Genomic DNA, 16454 nt, shown 5'->3' on the forward strand with positions numbered 1-16454 from the left:
CAGGCTTAATTGGATCTAAGCTGTAACAAACAATGAAAGACTTAATACCTTTTTGATACAATGAAATAGCATTGTTAGTTGATAAAGGGGTGTCCATCTTGTTTAGCAGTTTACACGAACTAGCGCAATTTACCGTTTTTCATTATTTCGTTGAAATATCAAAAATAAAAAGGCGGTCTGGTCAGGAAAGAGAAATAAGTGATTTTTTGATTCATTTTGCAAATGATCATCAGTTAGAAATCATCCAAGATCAGGCTTTAAATATCATTATTAAAAAACCTGCTTCACCGGGGTACGAACACGCCCCCACTGTCATTATTCAAGGGCCAATGGACATGATTGAGGATAAAAGTGATGCCGAACATGACTTTGTGAAGGACCCTCTCCAATTAAGAATTGAAGGAGATATGCTCTATGCAACAGATACGACCTTAGGCGCCAATAGCGGGATTGCTCTCGCCTACTCTCTTGCATTATTGAGCTCTAATCGGATTCCTCATCCAAAGCTAGAAGTGGTCCTTACGACAGAAGGCAGATTGACAATGAAAGGTGCCCGTGAATTAGACACCTCCCTTCTAAGCGGAACCATCTTAATCAATTTAGATTCAGACGAATCGGGAAAACTATTGGTCAGTGGTGCTGGCGGGATTGCCAACACATTTAACCTCCCTATTTTTTGGGAGGATGCAGCGAAGAATAAAACTCTCTGCCGCATTCATATTAGCGGATTAAAAGGCGGTCACTCGGGTCTTTGTATCAATCAAGGACGAGGGAATTCCATCAAACTTTTAGGGCGGATTTTACAGAGATTATCCGCGAAAATGGAGTTTAGCCTGACAGCGTTGGCCGGCGGAACAAAAGACACTTCTATTCCCCGAGAGGCCGAAGCTCTCGTTCTAATTAATCCCGAAGAAGTGGGTCAGTTAGAGACAGAGGTAGCCCAATGGAACCAGGTCTTTAAGAATGAATTAAGGCACTCCGATGGACAAGTACTTGCACACGTTACAAAGAAAGATGAAGTTTGCCAGAGAGTATTTTCAAAAGAAACAACGGAAAAAGTAATTGCTGCATTGCTCTTATTACCCAGCGGTGTAGAAAATATGAGCTTGGATTTCCCTGGTATGGTAGAAAGCTCCGCTAGCTTGGGTGTGGTAACAACACATGAAACAGACATTACTTTCGAAAGTTTCATTCGAAGCACTGAAAAAAGTTTAAAAGACAAGATGATGAATGAAATGAAAACCCTTGCAAGTGTTCTTGGTTGTGAAGTGGCATTTGGCTATGATTATCCAGAATGGCCATATAACCCAAATTCGAAAATCAGATTACTTTTTGAGATGGTATATAAAGAAAAATACGGAGAAAAGATTGAATCCATTGCAATACATGCCGGGATTGAATGTGGTCTACTTTTAGAAAAGATGGACTTAGATGCTATATCAATTGGACCTAATGTTTATAACAGTCATACACCAAATGAACATTTAAGCATCTCGTCCACCTTAAAAACCTGGGAATACCTTCTTGCTGTTTTAAAAGAAATTCATGCGATTGAGCTCGTAGGCCCGCAGAGCAAGTTCAATACAAATCCGCCGTTCTGGATTGGCTAAATCACCAAGTAGTTCTTCGAGTTTTTCGAGACGATAATACAAGGTTTGGCGGTGGATAAACAGCTCCTTGGCCGTTTTCTGCTTCGAACTATTATTATTTAAATATACCTTAAGGGTTTCAAGCAACTGGTGTCCATGCTCCTTATCGTATTGGATCACCCTTCCCAAATAATCATTGATGAATGATGGGGTTGTTCGATCATCTTTCATGTTTAATAGGATACGAAAAATCCCCATATTCTCATAAAACGGATCGGGATTTGATTCAGTTATTTTAGCGACTTCAATTACTTGCTTTGCTTCTTGAAAACCTTGGTAGGCTTGGGTGAGTAAATGAGCCGGGTTACTCATCCCAATAAAGATTTCTCGACTTTCCAGCAAATTTGCAACCGCTTGTTTTAATTGAAGTACCGCCATACCCATACGTTCCTGAATGGGCCGCATTTGTTTGCGATCAATTTGCGTTTGATAAACAAGCAAATACACGCGGTTCCCTAAAGGAAGAATAACCGTTTGAAAAAAATGGCGCTTCAACATATTTCGCGTCATAACAACCACACTTTGCTGAGTAGTTCCTAAATCATCATAAGTGGAATTCAATCTTGGGAAACCCCATTCCATAACACCACAGTAAAAACAAAAATCACGCATATCATTTGGGATAAGGCCAAGTTTTGTCCGAAAAAGCTCTTCTCCCTGGATACGGTTGTTCAAAATATCGTTTAATAGAATATTTTGTTCGTGAAAACTTCTCTCTTCAATGAATAAACGGCGTAATAAATTCTGGGCGACGGCGGTGACAGTATAGTCTAATGATAGAGATAGGAATTCATCTACTTCCCTTTCAACCATCCATATACCAACATATGCAAGACACTGCCCCATCGCAATGACCGGTTGATAGAGTAAGATGTTTTCCTGATTAACAGCTTTTTGCATTTGTTCGGTACTATCAATAGAACATTTCTCCATCTGTATTTTAAATAATTCTATACATTCCTTTTGAATAGTTGGATTTAACTGGGGTAGAAAGATCGGGTCACCGTCAATGGGATAGTAAATGACATTTATTGAAAGCATTTGATGAAACGTTTGCAGAATCGTGCTGATTCCTTTTGATTGTAAATTTATTTGCGTTAATTTTTTATGAAAGGTTTCTAATTCCTTTAAAGCCTTTGCATTGGAATTGATTAATAATGTGTGAATATCACTAGTAATCTCAACAAATTTAACCTTTCTAGTAAAAATAATCAGTGGAAAATCATAGCATTCCGCCATTTCGATCATTTCACTCGGGATTGATGAAAAATTCACCCCTAACTCAATACAAAGAGCAGAAGCATTTTGCCGAATGAGCTCCCAAAGGAATGATAAACAAGAATTTAGATCGCCATTATAAAACAGACCTGTTGTAAGAATTAACTCATTTCCATCAATGAGACTTTGATTTTCATTGGTTTCAAGAATATGAATCCATTTTACTTGACGGTTCATACCGTTATACCCTGCAATTACTTTTGCCTCGCTGAAATGGGGCCGTTTCATAATATCTTTTACAGTAAATATCCGTTCAGACATAATGTTTAACTCCAATCGAAAAAACGTATAATTGATTAGACATTTTGTATATGACCCATATTTTATCACAGTAATGGTTTATATAATAATGGTTTAATCTAATCTTCCGTCTATTTTTAACTAACAGAATATTGCGAATAACATTAATAGGAGTTGATCGGTTTTGGAAAAAGTCGTTTTGCTGGAACCAAATCAGGTAACCAAAAGAAAATTCAAACTGAAAATGCCACATAGTTATGTCTTTATGGGACTAATCATTCTCATAACGGCCATTTTCACCTATATCATTCCGGCAGGTGAATTTGACCGAGTTGAGGACCCTGTTACAAAAAGGTCATTAGTTGTACCAGGTTCCTACCATTCTGTTCATCAAACACCCGTTAGTTTTTTTAATATGTTTATAAGTATTCAAAAAGGAATGCTGCACGGAGCAGAAATTATCTTTTATCTTTTTTTCGCCTACGGTTTTATTTTTATTCTGACAAAAACCGGAGTATTTAATAGCGGCATAGGTGCACTTGTTCGAAAAATGAAAGGAAAAGAAAGCCTAATCATTCCCGTATTTATGCTTGTCTTTGGAGCAATGGGTGCGGGGTTTGGGATGTATGAAGAAAGTTATGGATACATTCCGATCATGATGGGAATTACTGTTGCACTTGGGTATGATGCATTGGTTGGTGTTGCCATTGTTTACGTCAGTATTACCACAGGTTTTGCAGCAGCCGTTACCAATCCCTTTACCGTCGGCATCGCTCAAGGTATTGCTGGCATTCCGCTTTTTTCGGGTATTGCCTTTCGTGCCATTGCATTTGTTGTCTTTATGTCTATTTCCATATTCTTTGTCATGCGCTACGCTAAAATGGTGAAAGAAAATCCCGAAAAGAGTATTGTAAAGAATGTACAATTCCCCTTTTTATCTGGAATTGTACAAGGCGGTCTAACAGATACAAAATTCACCCTTCCACATAAGGTAAGCTTAGGTTTGTTTGTTTGTACTATTATTACCTTGGTTACCGGGACAGTGAAATTTGGCTGGTACCTTCCAGAATTATCAGGTGTATTCATCATCATGATGATTGCCATTGGTTTAGTAAACAAACTTACGCTTGCTGAAGTGGCAGATACGTTTATTGAAGCTTGCAGAAACATGGTATATGCCGCCCTCTTAATCGGAATGGCGAATGCCATCCTTGTTATTTTAGAAGACGGAAATATCATCGATACTGTAGTCCATTACATGGCCTATCTCATTCAAGATTTATCACCTTATGCAGCATCAGCTGGAATGATCATTCTACAAACCCTGCTTAATTTTTTTGTACCATCAGGAAGTGCTGCCGCAACCATTTCTATGCCGATTATGACGCCTTTATCCGAACTCATTGGGATTAATCGTCAAATTGCTGTTCTAGCATTCTCATTTGGAGACGGATTTGCAAACATGCTTTGGCCTTCCACTGTTGTGGTCATCTGTGGAATAGCCGGCATTCCCGTCGATCGCTGGTATAAATTTTTATGGCCTCTTTTCATTACCATCATCAGCACGGAGATCATCTTTATAATCATCGCAGTTGCAATTAATTATGGACCATAATTTTAAAATGGAAGGATGATTACAATGTACAATTCTTTAAAAGATTTAATACAACACCCGGTATTTTACTTTTTTTCGGAGATTTCAAAGATTCCTAGGGGTTCCGGTAACGAAAAGGAAATTAGTGATTATTTAGTTCATTTTGCTAAGGAACGTCATTTAGAGGTAAAACAGGATAAGGCATTAAATGTCATCATCAAAAAACCGGCGAGTCCCGGTTATGAGAATATACCGACCGTGATTATTCAAGGACATATGGATATGGTTTGTGAGAAAAATAAGGGGACTGTTCATGATTTTGAAAAGGATCCCATTCAATTACGGATTGTGGAAGATATGCTTTATGCAACGGACACAACATTAGGCGCTGATAATGGAGTAGCTGTTGCCTACGCTCTTGCCTTATTAGATTCTAAGGAAATTCAACATCCTTCCCTTGAAGTGATTATTACAACAGAAGAAGAAACAACGATGGGTGGAGCTTTAGCGGTAGACCCTTCCGACCTTATGGGGAAAATCCTGATTAATATCGATTCAGAAGAGGACCATAAGCTATTAGTCAGCAGTGCCGGCGGAATAAAAACAACGCAAATCCTTCCAATTGTTTGGGAGGAGGCTCCAAACAACACAGCAGCCTATTGTGTAAGTATCAATGGATTAAAAGGCGGTCATTCCGGGATATCGATCAATAAAGGAAGAGGCAATTCCAATAAAATCATGGGGCGAATTTTAGCGGACCTATTATCAGACCTTCCTTATTTTTTACAGCAAATAAACGGAGGGTCAGCAACCAATGCGATTCCTCGTGAAACCGATGCAATTATTTTAGTTGCCGGGAATTCTATTAAAAAATTAGAAGCTAAAATAGATGAATGGAATACTATTTTACAATTCGAGCTGAAAACCTCCGACCCAGAGGTACATATTACCTTAAATAATGTAGAGTTTGAGTTTACCCATGTTTTTTCAGAGGAAACAAAACAAAAAGCGATTACTTCGCTGATGCTAATTCCAAACGGCATTCAAAGCATGAGTATGGACATTGAGGGATTGGTGGAGAGCTCGACTAACTTGGGAGTGATAACTACCTCCGAAACAGAACTGCATTTTTCTAGTGATTCAAGAAGTTCAGTGAAAAGTTTAAAAGAAGATATAATCAAAAAGGCCAGTTTAATAGCGGCAACACTTGGATGTGAATTTGTAACGGAAAACGATTATCCAGAGTGGCCCTATAATCCGGATTCAAAGATTCGTAAAGTATTTGAAAAGGTGTTTAAGGATCAACACAACAAGGATATTGAGATCATTGCCGTCCATGCCGGTATTGAATGCGGAATTTTGATAGATAAAATCCCGGGACTAGACGCCATTTCGATTGGACCAGATATGTACAACGTCCATACTCCAAACGAACACCTAAGCATACCTTCAACCATCAATAATTGGGAGTACTTCCTTTCCGTATTAAATGAAATGAAATCATTTGAGTGGTGAGAATAATCCCTTGTTATATTCGACAAAATTCGGGCGGTGACAGGCACCGCCCGAATTTTGTCGATTCACTCAAATGGTTTATTTCGCCCGATGGACGGTTAGGTTTACTTTGCTTGTTTCACACATGAATGTGGAGAGGTGGACGGGTTGGTCGTTTGAGTCAAAGGCGATTTTTAGGATTCTGAATAGGTTGGCTCCGATATCGCATTCTAGGTATTTGGCGTATTCTTTTGTTGCACCAATTACATCGATGATTTTATCGTTGCTGACGATTTCAGTATCGTAATCCTCTGAAAGGATTTTATAAGTGGATTCGTCCATTGCTATTTTCTTTTCCAAATCCGGAAAACGGGTAAGCGAGTAATGCGCAATATCATAGAAAAGTGGACGGTCATTCACATACATAAGCCGTTCGAGTTCTAGTACCGGACTCCCTTCCTCAATCTTGAGGTGTTCCGCAACATCCTTTGGTGCCGTAATCACTTCACTTCTAAGAATACGGGAATTTGGAATCATCCCTAACTGGTGACTGAACTCCGAGAATCCGCTTACAGATAACAATTCATTGTGAAACTTATTCGAAGCCACAAACGTTCCCCTGCGCGGTATACGTGTCAATGTACCATCCTTCACCAATTCTTCAATGGCTTTTCGGATCGTAATTCGGCTGACATTATATGTTTCACAAAGCTCTGCTTCTGTGGGGATCTGTTCATCCGGCTTATATTTCCCCTGCTGAATATCATTCTGCAGCATTTGCCTAATCTGCATATAGAGAGGCTGCGGGGTTGAAGCATTTAAATTCATACTTTTCATCCTATCCATCATATGTTTATACATTATTATACATTGCCGGCCGGCTATCGTCACCATGCACCGAAATAGCGGATCGTTTTTGCAGCCGTTTTGGTCCCTAATGCTAAACATTGTTGGATCGATTGCTCCTGCAATGTTCCATAAATAAAACCCGATATAAATGAATCTCCTGCTCCCATCGTATCAACAACATCTGCTTCTAACACTCCGCACTTGTAAAATTGCTCACCGTCGTAAGCAATCGAGCCATTTTCTCCTAACGTAGCCACCGCCACCCTAGAGCCTTGTTTTTTAACACCCTTTAAAAATCCCCTGATATATTCGTCATCCTTCAAATAAGAAAAGAAGGAATAGTCCACAAAGACAGGTAATGTTTTAACCAAACCATGTTCTAACTGATCTGAGAAATCAAAAGCCGTGAGCAATCCCTTTTGTTTAAAAAGAGGAAAATACCATTCGACATGTCCCCAAATTCCAGCGTGAACAAGCTGATGCGTGTAAATAAACTCCAGTTCCTCATCGGTTAAGGTGAACTGAGCCATTACTCCTTCATCATAATCCCCAAAACGGCGGTCATTATTAATTAATTCAACACGGGTTACCGCTGTTTTCCCATCCTTCTTCGTGAGAAATGTCGTATCCACTCCCTTGCCCTGTACAGCCCCAATCATTTGATCACCATATTGGTCATTCCCAACCCAGCCGATATAAGAAGGGACCGCCCCCAACTCCTTTAAGTAGACAGCAACATTCACAGGGTTTCCTCCGGGAAACGCCTTCCCACTTCCAAGATAGACGTCCATACAGTTATCACCGACTGTTACAATTCTCATTCTTACCCCTCCTTCTTTTTAATTGAAGAAACGAGCACTACAAGGTAGTGCTCATTATAATCCTTAATATTCTACTTTACGATAGTATCTTCTTAGCTCTAATGGGTGATTTCTCTCCCGCTCAAGGTAAACGCTGATGCGGCTTAAAACAGCCCAGTTTATGCTGACGGAGAAATGCTTTCTAAATTCTTGGCTGATCCCCGCCATTTCGAAGTCTTTTGTATCAATAACAGTTAATTGGCTAGTAATTTTTTCAGCAAATCTTTCAACACGGTCCATCAGCGGTCTCGTTTCATCTTCCCCTTTAAGTAAAATAACACTAGTATCTTCGAGCACTAGTTCAAGCGTGCCATGGAAAAATTCCGCTGCATGGATAGATTTCGCATGAATCCATTGCATTTCCTCCAAAATACACATTGCATAGGAGTAAGTATTCCCCCATAGATTACCTGAACCGACCATCATGTGGTAATCGGTATCCTTATGTCTAATCGCAAATTCCTCGGCTTTTTGATTAAAAGCTTTAACAGCATTAAGAATCGCTTGCGGCAGCAAGGAGACCTCCTTGGTGAACTGCTCATATTGCGGAAATTCATTGTTGTTATGCATGAATCGGAAGATTACCATGTATAACAGCATAAAGAACGTATCAAAGGAATGCTTCTCTGAACCGGTTGTGATACAGTAATCCACTACCTCTGTTAGTGGAGTATTTGGCTCCGCAACCAATGCAATCGTGGTAGCCCCTCTTTCTTTACAAAACTCTGCAGCAGCAACGGTTTCTTGTGTTGTACCCGATACGGAGGTAAAGATACAAACCGAATCCTTTGAAAAATGTCTATGGTTCATGACCATAAATTCTGCTGCAATTTCAGCATGAACATCAATCGTTGAATTGGATTTTAAAATATATTCATAGGGATACATCATCGCGATCGTTCCACCAGCACCAATCAGGAAAAGATTGCTGTACCCTTTTTGACAAATTGAATCAACGATTTCTTCGATTTGCCCCCTAAATGCAAGTCCTTCTTTTTCTACAAGCTTCAGGAATATCTCTTCATCAAATTTTAACATGGCGTAGTTCCTCCGAAATTTTTATTTGTTATGTCTTGTATTATAATTAAACATTACAATTTATACAATTACTTTTTCAAAAAAATTTAGGAAGTTAGTTCAAAGCGAACCAACTTCCCAGAAATCATTACGCTACTAAATTGCCATCCTTGCCGTTCTTAGATCCATATTTCTTTTCCCAGTAGAAATAGACTGGCAATCCTGTGGCGATAACAACAAATGCTGCAACCATCCCTTGCCATGGAGCCCAAGTAAAGGTCCCCCATGCAAGCCATGATGCTCCAAGAATGGCTAATATCGTTGTTAATCTCCACAACGGCATCCGGTAGATTGGATTATAGTCATCCCGCTTACGGCATTTATATACTGCGGCAAAGTCTAAAATATTGATCACCAATTGAATTAAGGTAAAATATCCAAGCAAAGTGGTTAAATTCGTTGCAAATACAAGAATACATGCATAGGTAACCTGAATAATAATTGAAAAACTTGGTGTTTCATATTTAGGATGAACTCTTCCAAAACGTTTAAAGAACAGCCCGTCCTTTGCCATCGCATATTCCAAGCGCGGCTGAAACATAATACATGAACTTAAAGAACCTAAAATAACAATAATGGCAGTAATCGCTACAAAGGATGAAGCTATATGAGACAGCCCCGGGATATACTTAACGGCATCTGAAACAGCTGCACTTGAGTGAATTAATTTATCAAAAGGCATTAATCCCGTTACACAAACGGCTAACAAAGTATATAAGATTAACACAATAAAGACTGAACTAATCAGTGCACGCGGAAGAATTTTACCGGGATTTTTAAATTCACCCGCCATAAAACAAATAGCAGCCATCCCAGTGTAGGCCCAAGTAGTCGCAGAGACGCCACCAATTAGACTTGTTTTTACCACACCACCATGAGGGGTATACGAGAAGTTTCCAGTATTCATGTACATCAAGCCTAAGGCAATAACGATTAAAAACGGAATAATTTTTACAGCGGTAATAATCACCTGAAAAAGACCGCCTTCTTTTACACTCCGATAATGGATCGAGGTAATCACCAATATAATGGCAACCCCTAATAATTTACCGGCAAATCCAGAGAAGAATGGAAAAAAGCTGGCTAGGTAAGAAACAACAGCTAAAGCCATAATCGAAATCGATGGCGGATCCAATGCCCAGAAGGTCGCCCATCCATATAAAAAGGCTAAAGGTCTCCAGCCTGCTTTATTCAGGTAAACGTAACCGCTTCCATTTTGGGGATAAGCTGTTGATAATTCAGCAAGAACCATTACTTGCGGGATGGCGATAATGCCGCCGATAATCCAAGCTAAAATGGAAATCGATGGGGTTCCGGCTGCTTTGGCAACATCACCAGACGAGACAAAAATACCTGACCCTACGGTCGTTCCAACAGCAATTGCCAAAGCCGACCAAAAACCGAGCTTTCGTGTTAGCGTAGTATTACTCATAAAGAGCTCCTCCAAATTTTCAGATTATAAGATTCCTAATTCATTTAATTTCTCTAATGATTTCTTAACGGCATCTTGTGGATTTTGATAATAACTTGATCCCATAATCTCGAGGGTACATGCCCCTTCATATTGATGGTTTTGAAGGCTTTTGACATATTCTCTCCAATTTAGGTTTCCATCATCTAAAGCAAGGTGAGAATCTGTCTCACTATCGCCATCGATTAAATGGAAATGGCTTAACTCAGGCAGCATCGAAAAATAATCATCCGGTGTTTCACCCGCCAGCTGCATGGCCACGGTGTCAATCATCCCTTTTAATGAAGGAGATTGAATTTCTTCAATCATTCTCTTTAGTCCAGGTGTGTCAATAATGAGATTGGACTCAAATTTCGTTAATGGTTCAAGCGCAAGAGTGATTCCTTCCTGCTCAGCTGCTTTGGAGATTTGAAAAATCGAATCGCTTGTATACTTCCAGGATTCTTCTTGTGTTAGGGAAAAGTCACCCATCCCGGAAGTAATCAGCATTTTATCCGTCTCCAATTCCACGGCAGCATGTAGATTTTCAATAAAATAATCAATGCTCGCTTTTCGCCACTGTGAATCCGATGTGGCAAGATTAAAAGGATAGATGCATTGTTCTGGAGTATAGCAGACGATCTCCATATCTCTAGCTTTAACCTCTCTCTTAATCTCTCTTAAATTACTAAGCAGATTTCGATAGACATATAAATGTGGCTCACCGGCCCATAATTCAATACTACTTATATTCAGGCGATCCATACAATCCAAAAAATATCGGAAAGGATAATGCCTGAAAGTAATATTCATTCCTGCTATTTTCAAAATATTAAACCTCCATTCTGGTGAACCCGCTTTATTTGTTATGTCTTGTATTATAATCAACAGATACATTAAATGCAATGAATATTTTAAATATTTTTATTGAACGGAATTTGACATAAAAGATTAATCTTTTTTGTCCAGATCCCTTTTCTAAAATAATTTTTTTCGACAAAATTCGGGTGGTGCCAGGCACCTTTTTTTATTTTTCTAAAATAGCTTTTTTGCCATCGATCGGTTCATTTAAAAAAAGCTGTAAAATGCTCAAACCCCTCTTCAATACTTTAATTAACTAATTTATTAGACTAATAACTTTATAAAGGTTGGAGAAATTTTGTTGACATCGAAAAAACAACACTTTTATACTATAATCAATTGCTAATTTATCTGAAAATTCCAACCAGAGCTAATCGACAGTGTTATATTAATTTGTAAATTTTTGGAGGTGTATAAAGGATCAGTATTTGAACATTTTAATGAACCGTTATCCTATTATTTTGAAAGCATTTGAATCACTCTAAATTAATTTCAGTGGAGGTATTATATGCTCGATGTAAATGTAAAGCACACTCCAAGAACTGAACAACAAGAAGCTACAGCAACCCCTACATTGCAAAGAAAATTAAAAGCACGACATTTGACGATGATTTCATTAGGCGGTGCAATCGGAACAGGCCTTTTCCTGGGCAGCGGCCCGGCCATACACGCTGCCGGACCAGGTGGAGCTTTAGTCGCTTATACTTTAATTGGAATCATGGTTTATTTTATTATGACAAGCCTAGGAGAACTTGCGACATTCATGCCGGTTAGCGGTGCATTCAGTACTTATGCTACCCGATTTATTGATCCAGCTCTCGGATTTGCCTTAGGCTGGAATTACTGGTATTCCTGGGCGATATGCCTTGCTGCAGAGCTAACAGCTTCAACAATGATTATGAAATTTTGGTTTCCTCACAGTTCCTCATTTTTATGGAGCCTATTCTTTTTAGTTGCTATTTTTTTGCTAAACTATTTATCAGTTAAGGGATATGCAGAAGGGGAATATTGGTTTTCATTGATAAAGGTCGTTACTATTGTCATTTTTATTGGTATCGGTTTACTCATGATTTTTGGTATTATGAACGGAAAACCTATTGGATTCAAAAACTTTACGATCGGTGATGCACCGTTTTCAGGCGGATTTATGGCTACGTTAGGTATTTTCATCGCTGCTGGTTTCTCCTTCCAAGGAACGGAAGTCATCGGTGTTGCAGCGGGTGAAAGTGAAAATCCTGTAAAAAACGTACCCCGCTCAATTCGGACGACTTTTTGGAGGATTTTCTTATTCTACTGTCTATCAATTTTTGTAATCGGTTTAATTATTCCATATACCACCAGCAGTTTGGCAGGGGATACGGTCATGCTCAGTCCCTTTACGCTCGTATTTAAAAAGGCTGGACTTGCGATTGCAGCATCATTTATGAATGCAGTTATCTTAACAGCGGTATTGTCCGCAGGAAATTCATGTCTTTATGTTACGAGCCGGATGTTATTTGCAATGGCACAAGAAGGGCAGGCTCCTCGAATTTTTACCAAACTTAATAATCGAGGCGTTCCCGTTCCTGCAATCATTGCAACAACCCTTGTCGGGATGTTGGCCTTCCTTTCTTCCTTCTTCGGGGATGGCGCAGTGTATATATGGCTGATGAATTCAGTCGGTGTAACAGGATTTATTTTTTGGCTAGGAATTGCTGCCAGCCATTATCGCTTCCGAAAAGCCTACGTTGCCCAAGGATATTCCTTAAAAGATCTTCCTTATCGTTCTAAATGGTTCCCGTTCGGCCCAATCTTTGCTTTTGCTCTTTGTTTAATCGTCCTATTGGCCCAAAACTATCAGGCCTTTTTAAGTGACCATATTGATTGGGGTGGTGTAATTGCTGCCTATCTCGGCATCCCGCTCTTCCTTGTCATGTGGCTTGGATATAAATTTATTAAGAAAACAAAGGTTGTTCCGTTGGAGGAATGCAAAATTGATTTTGATGAACATCGTAAAGCTTAATTGAAATAATGTTTTTAAATGCTCCGGTTTTCATATAAGGGGTTCCATTTTCGGATCATTTATTGAAAAATGGCATAAGAAATGACGTGTGCATGCACACACGTCATTTCTCTATTTATTCTCCTTGTGAAATATGCAGTATATTATAAATTGTTCCGTTCAATTCTTTTACCAGGCTTAAATCACTCAGAAAGTAAAATACATCATACTCCCACTTATCCGGATTATAGATTACGATATATTCTGTATGAACAATCGTTGGAATACTTTCCGCTATTTTATCCTTTAAGTTATTTAAACTTTCTTGTGGTGGTATTTTTCTGGTGATTTGAAATAGACATTGATTTTCTTTTATTTTAGATGTAGTAGTATCGATTAGTGGAATTCCGACATTTACTCGCTGCCAACCAAAAGAATTTAATATATTATCATAAGGTCCATTAAACAGGAACTTGTTTAACCCATTGCTGCCATTCCAAAGATATAAGGGGCAATAACTATTTTGTAGATTTTGATTGAGACCTTTTTCGGTTACTAAATATAGTTTAAATTTAAGATCCTCAAATCCGTCTGTTTTATGACCATTATTTTTTACTCTATCTCGGATGATTTTCATATCATAATCACTCGGAAATGTAATTTTGTATTGTGTTGCAATCATTCCATTTTCCCTCCCTCTCTTAATTTAGAAAAATATGGATTTACCAACCCCATTAAATCATAAATCGGGAAGTTTTATAAGTCTGTTCTACTTTTTAATACTAATTGATAGCATGTAAATGCATCCGCTTCTTTAAAACCTTCTTTACGATATAGCTCCTTTGCCCCTTCATTTTCGCCATTAACTGAAAGAATTGTTTTTTTGTAAAAATTGTCCCTGGCAAATTGAAGAGAAGCTCTAAGTAAAGTTCTCCCTAATCCTTTTCCTTGGTATTCCGGCAATATCGCAAGCGGTCCAATATTCAAAATTGGCTCGTCCTCATGCTTATCAGCGGCACCTCTGACCACCCCTACTGGTTTATCCTTATGAAATAGGATTTTCATTCCACCTTCAAGGTAATCATCACTAGAAACCATTTTCTTAACGTTATCAGGTGTGATCGGTGCTTCGCTCCCCTTTAGGTTAGCAAACCCCGCGTTTCGAACTTTACACCAAATTTCTTCATCCTTTCCAGACCTGAAAGTTTTGATCGTGTAATCGCTGGGGAAAGTAACCTTGGGAACGTCTAAATCCTCTCTTACCATCAGGAAGGAGTATCGTTCTACAGTAAAACCTAGTTGTTCTACCGATTTAGACAGAGGTTTATTTTTTACCGGGATAAAAAGGAAGATTTTATCTAACCCTTTTGTATGATTTAAAATGGACTGTAAAAGCAATTGGAAACACTTTCGATTCTTTTTCTGGGAATGAAGAATTCTAAATCGTGCTGTTCGTCCTCTTTGATTGTAATCATCCATGATCAGGGATGCGGCTCCGACCATCTTCCCCTGTTTATTGGTCAATATATAGGTAGGATTCTCTTTATTCGGCATAAACTCATTTATTTCTTCATCGTAAAGATAAGAGCCGTCAATCTCATTTCTATGTTTTTTACAGTAATCTATAAAGTCATTTATTTTTTCGCTCTTTAATGCTTCTACTTTCATTTTATCCCCCCATAAAAACATCTGTTTATTCTATATATGTTTTTTTGTTTGTGGGTATGATATGGTTGATATTCACTTGAGGAGGGATTGTTTGTGTCAGAATTGGAACCATTAGAATATTCAACCGGCACGGCCATACGTGATTACGATATTATTGAAATTACCAAGACAACCGGGGGTTTTGAGGTATTTCTTGATATTAATTTAGATAGCGGCTATAGCCTGACGGGTACAAAGTTAGAAATAACGGATGAGGATTTACCGGGATATGAAACCAATGAAGTAGAGGAAGCGATTAAATACGCATTGGGGTTCTTTGAGGAATCATTGAGTTGATAATTTGTATTCTGTGGGACCGATGTAGCATTTTTTAGGATATACGGGCATCTGAAACCATAAAAAAGTCCAATTCGTTTTCGAATTGGACTTTTTATTTCAATTAAAATTTTTATGGGCCTAAATGGACTCGAACCATCGACCTCACGCTTATCAGGCGTGCGCTCTAACCAGCTGAGCTATAGGCCCTTAATTGGAGCGGGTGATGGGAATCGAACCCACTACATCAGCTTGGAAGGCTGAGGTTTTACCAGTAAACTACACCCGCATATTTCTTTTTTATAAAAATGGCTGGGCTAGCTGGATTCGAACCAACGAATGACGGAGTCAAAGTCCGTTGCCTTACCGCTTGGCTATAGCCCATCGATCTAAATAATGGGGCGGATGATGGGAATCGAACCCACGAATGTCGGAACCACAATCCGATGCGTTAACCACTTCGCCACACCCGCCATAATCAAATATTAAATTGGTAGCGGCGGAGGGGATCGAACCCCCGACCTTACGGGTATGAACCGTACGCTCTAGCCAGCTGAGCTACACCGCCATGGAATTAAATTACCTATTTCAATATAACTTATAAAATTGGAGGCGGCAACCGGATTCGAACCGGTGGTAAAGGTTTTGCAGACCTCTGCCTTACCACTTGGCTATGCCGCCAAAAATGTGGAGCGGAAGACGGGATTCGAACCCGCGACCCCCACCTTGGCAAGGTGGTGTTCTACCACTGAACTACTTCCGCATATTAAAGCTTATGGCACTTCTCCAATTTTGTTACAATTCATTTAAAAATGGTGAGCCATGAAGGACTCGAACCTTCGACCCTCTGATTAAAAGTCAGATGCTCTACCAACTGAGCTAATGGCTCGTACTAGGGTTAGTTCCCTAAACAGATATTAGTTAAAGTCAGATGCTCAAAAGAACTTCCGTTCTTTCTCGCAGATTGCCACAGAAGCTTATTCAATGAAGTAAGCAATCTGCTCTACCGACTGAGCTAATGGCTGTTTATTGAAGATTATTTTCACTATCGTGAAAAAATCATGGTGGAGGATGACGGGATCGAACCGCCGACCCTCTGCTTGTAAGGCAGATGCTCTCCCAGCTGAGCTAATCCTCC

Annotated in this window: 13 protein-coding genes and 9 tRNA genes; 5 read left to right on the forward strand and 17 right to left on the reverse strand. The window is 39.1% G+C overall.

Annotation, left to right across the window (positions count from 1 at the left end):
* The first annotated feature begins 98 nt into the window (after positions 1-98).
* Positions 99-1610 carry an aminoacyl-histidine dipeptidase gene (locus M028_RS29720; protein ID WP_051590986.1) on the forward strand — a complete coding sequence of 504 codons (1512 nt, stop codon included), beginning with the start codon at positions 99-101 and terminating at the stop codon, positions 1608-1610.
* Here M028_RS29720 and M028_RS0109710 read toward each other — a convergent pair.
* Positions 1533-3188, reverse strand: a complete 1656-nt coding sequence (locus M028_RS0109710; protein WP_026573754.1) for a PucR family transcriptional regulator — start codon at positions 3186-3188, stop codon at positions 1533-1535. The genes M028_RS29720 and M028_RS0109710 overlap by 78 nt on opposite strands.
* Before the next feature lie 163 nt (positions 3189-3351).
* On the opposite strand from M028_RS0109710, the gene M028_RS0109715 reads away from it, so the two are divergent.
* The gene (locus tag M028_RS0109715; RefSeq protein WP_051590987.1) at positions 3352-4782 is read left to right on the forward strand and encodes a YfcC family protein; all 1431 of its coding nucleotides are present in this window, start codon (positions 3352-3354) and stop codon (positions 4780-4782) included.
* A 24-nt stretch (positions 4783-4806) separates the two neighbouring features.
* On the forward strand, positions 4807-6276 hold the full coding sequence (locus tag M028_RS0109720; RefSeq protein WP_026573756.1) for an aminoacyl-histidine dipeptidase: 1470 nt from the start codon (positions 4807-4809) through the stop codon (positions 6274-6276).
* A 78-nt stretch (positions 6277-6354) separates the two neighbouring features.
* Here M028_RS0109720 and M028_RS0109725 read toward each other — a convergent pair whose 3' ends face one another.
* From M028_RS0109725 to M028_RS0109745, 5 genes are all read right to left on the reverse strand, one after another.
* The gene (locus M028_RS0109725) at positions 6355-7083 is read right to left on the reverse strand and encodes a GntR family transcriptional regulator (RefSeq protein WP_026573757.1); all 729 of its coding nucleotides are present in this window, start codon (positions 7081-7083) and stop codon (positions 6355-6357) included.
* Positions 7084-7142: 59 nt separating this feature from the next.
* Positions 7143-7925: a fructoselysine 6-kinase gene (gene frlD / locus M028_RS0109730; RefSeq protein WP_026573758.1), complete on the reverse strand. Its 783-nt coding sequence runs from the start codon at positions 7923-7925 to the stop codon at positions 7143-7145.
* Positions 7926-7988: 63 nt separating this feature from the next.
* The gene (locus tag M028_RS0109735; protein WP_026573759.1) at positions 7989-9002 is read right to left on the reverse strand and encodes an SIS domain-containing protein; all 1014 of its coding nucleotides are present in this window, start codon (positions 9000-9002) and stop codon (positions 7989-7991) included.
* Positions 9003-9129: 127 nt separating this feature from the next.
* Positions 9130-10473, reverse strand: a complete 1344-nt coding sequence (locus M028_RS0109740) for an amino acid permease (protein WP_026573760.1) — start codon at positions 10471-10473, stop codon at positions 9130-9132.
* 24 nt (positions 10474-10497) lie between these two features.
* Positions 10498-11319 (reverse strand): sugar phosphate isomerase/epimerase family protein, encoded by an 822-nt coding sequence (locus M028_RS0109745; RefSeq protein WP_026573761.1) that lies wholly within the window; start codon positions 11317-11319, stop codon positions 10498-10500.
* Positions 11320-11860: 541 nt separating this feature from the next.
* On the opposite strand from M028_RS0109745, the gene M028_RS0109750 reads away from it, so the two are divergent.
* Complete coding sequence (locus M028_RS0109750; RefSeq protein WP_081810704.1) at positions 11861-13354, forward strand: amino acid permease; 1494 nt, start codon at positions 11861-11863, stop codon at positions 13352-13354.
* A gap of 115 nt (positions 13355-13469) precedes the next feature.
* Here the strand turns inward: M028_RS0109750 and M028_RS0109755 are convergent, their stop codons facing one another.
* Entirely contained in the window at positions 13470-14015 is a 546-nt protein-coding gene (locus tag M028_RS0109755) for a DUF4865 family protein (RefSeq protein ID WP_026573763.1), read from the reverse strand.
* Positions 14016-14089: 74 nt separating this feature from the next.
* On the reverse strand, positions 14090-15001 hold the full coding sequence (locus tag M028_RS0109760) for a GNAT family N-acetyltransferase (protein ID WP_026573764.1): 912 nt from the start codon (positions 14999-15001) through the stop codon (positions 14090-14092).
* A gap of 93 nt (positions 15002-15094) precedes the next feature.
* On the opposite strand from M028_RS0109760, the gene M028_RS0109765 reads away from it, so the two are divergent.
* On the forward strand, positions 15095-15337 hold the full coding sequence (locus M028_RS0109765; protein WP_026573765.1) for a hypothetical protein: 243 nt from the start codon (positions 15095-15097) through the stop codon (positions 15335-15337).
* Positions 15338-15452: 115 nt separating this feature from the next.
* Here M028_RS0109765 and M028_RS0109770 read toward each other — a convergent pair.
* The 9 genes from M028_RS0109770 to M028_RS0109810 all read right to left on the reverse strand — a co-directional run bounded on the left by M028_RS0109770 (position 15453) and on the right by M028_RS0109810 (position 16454).
* Positions 15453-15526, reverse strand: a tRNA-Ile gene (locus tag M028_RS0109770).
* Between the two features lie 5 nt (positions 15527-15531).
* Positions 15532-15605 (reverse strand) — tRNA-Gly (locus M028_RS0109775).
* A 20-nt stretch (positions 15606-15625) separates the two neighbouring features.
* A tRNA-Gln gene (locus M028_RS0109780) sits at positions 15626-15700 on the reverse strand.
* A 13-nt stretch (positions 15701-15713) separates the two neighbouring features.
* Positions 15714-15789 (reverse strand) — tRNA-His (locus M028_RS0109785).
* Between the two features lie 18 nt (positions 15790-15807).
* A tRNA-Met gene (locus M028_RS0109790) sits at positions 15808-15884 on the reverse strand.
* 39 nt (positions 15885-15923) lie between these two features.
* Positions 15924-15997 (reverse strand) — tRNA-Cys (locus M028_RS0109795).
* Positions 15998-16004: 7 nt separating this feature from the next.
* A tRNA-Gly gene (locus M028_RS0109800) sits at positions 16005-16079 on the reverse strand.
* Between the two features lie 50 nt (positions 16080-16129).
* Positions 16130-16205 (reverse strand) — tRNA-Lys (locus M028_RS0109805).
* 173 nt (positions 16206-16378) lie between these two features.
* Positions 16379-16454 (reverse strand) — tRNA-Val (locus M028_RS0109810).

The sequence above is a fragment of the Bacillus sp. UNC438CL73TsuS30 genome (genome assembly GCF_000482325.1).
Classification (GTDB): domain Bacteria; phylum Bacillota; class Bacilli; order Bacillales; family Cytobacillaceae; genus Neobacillus.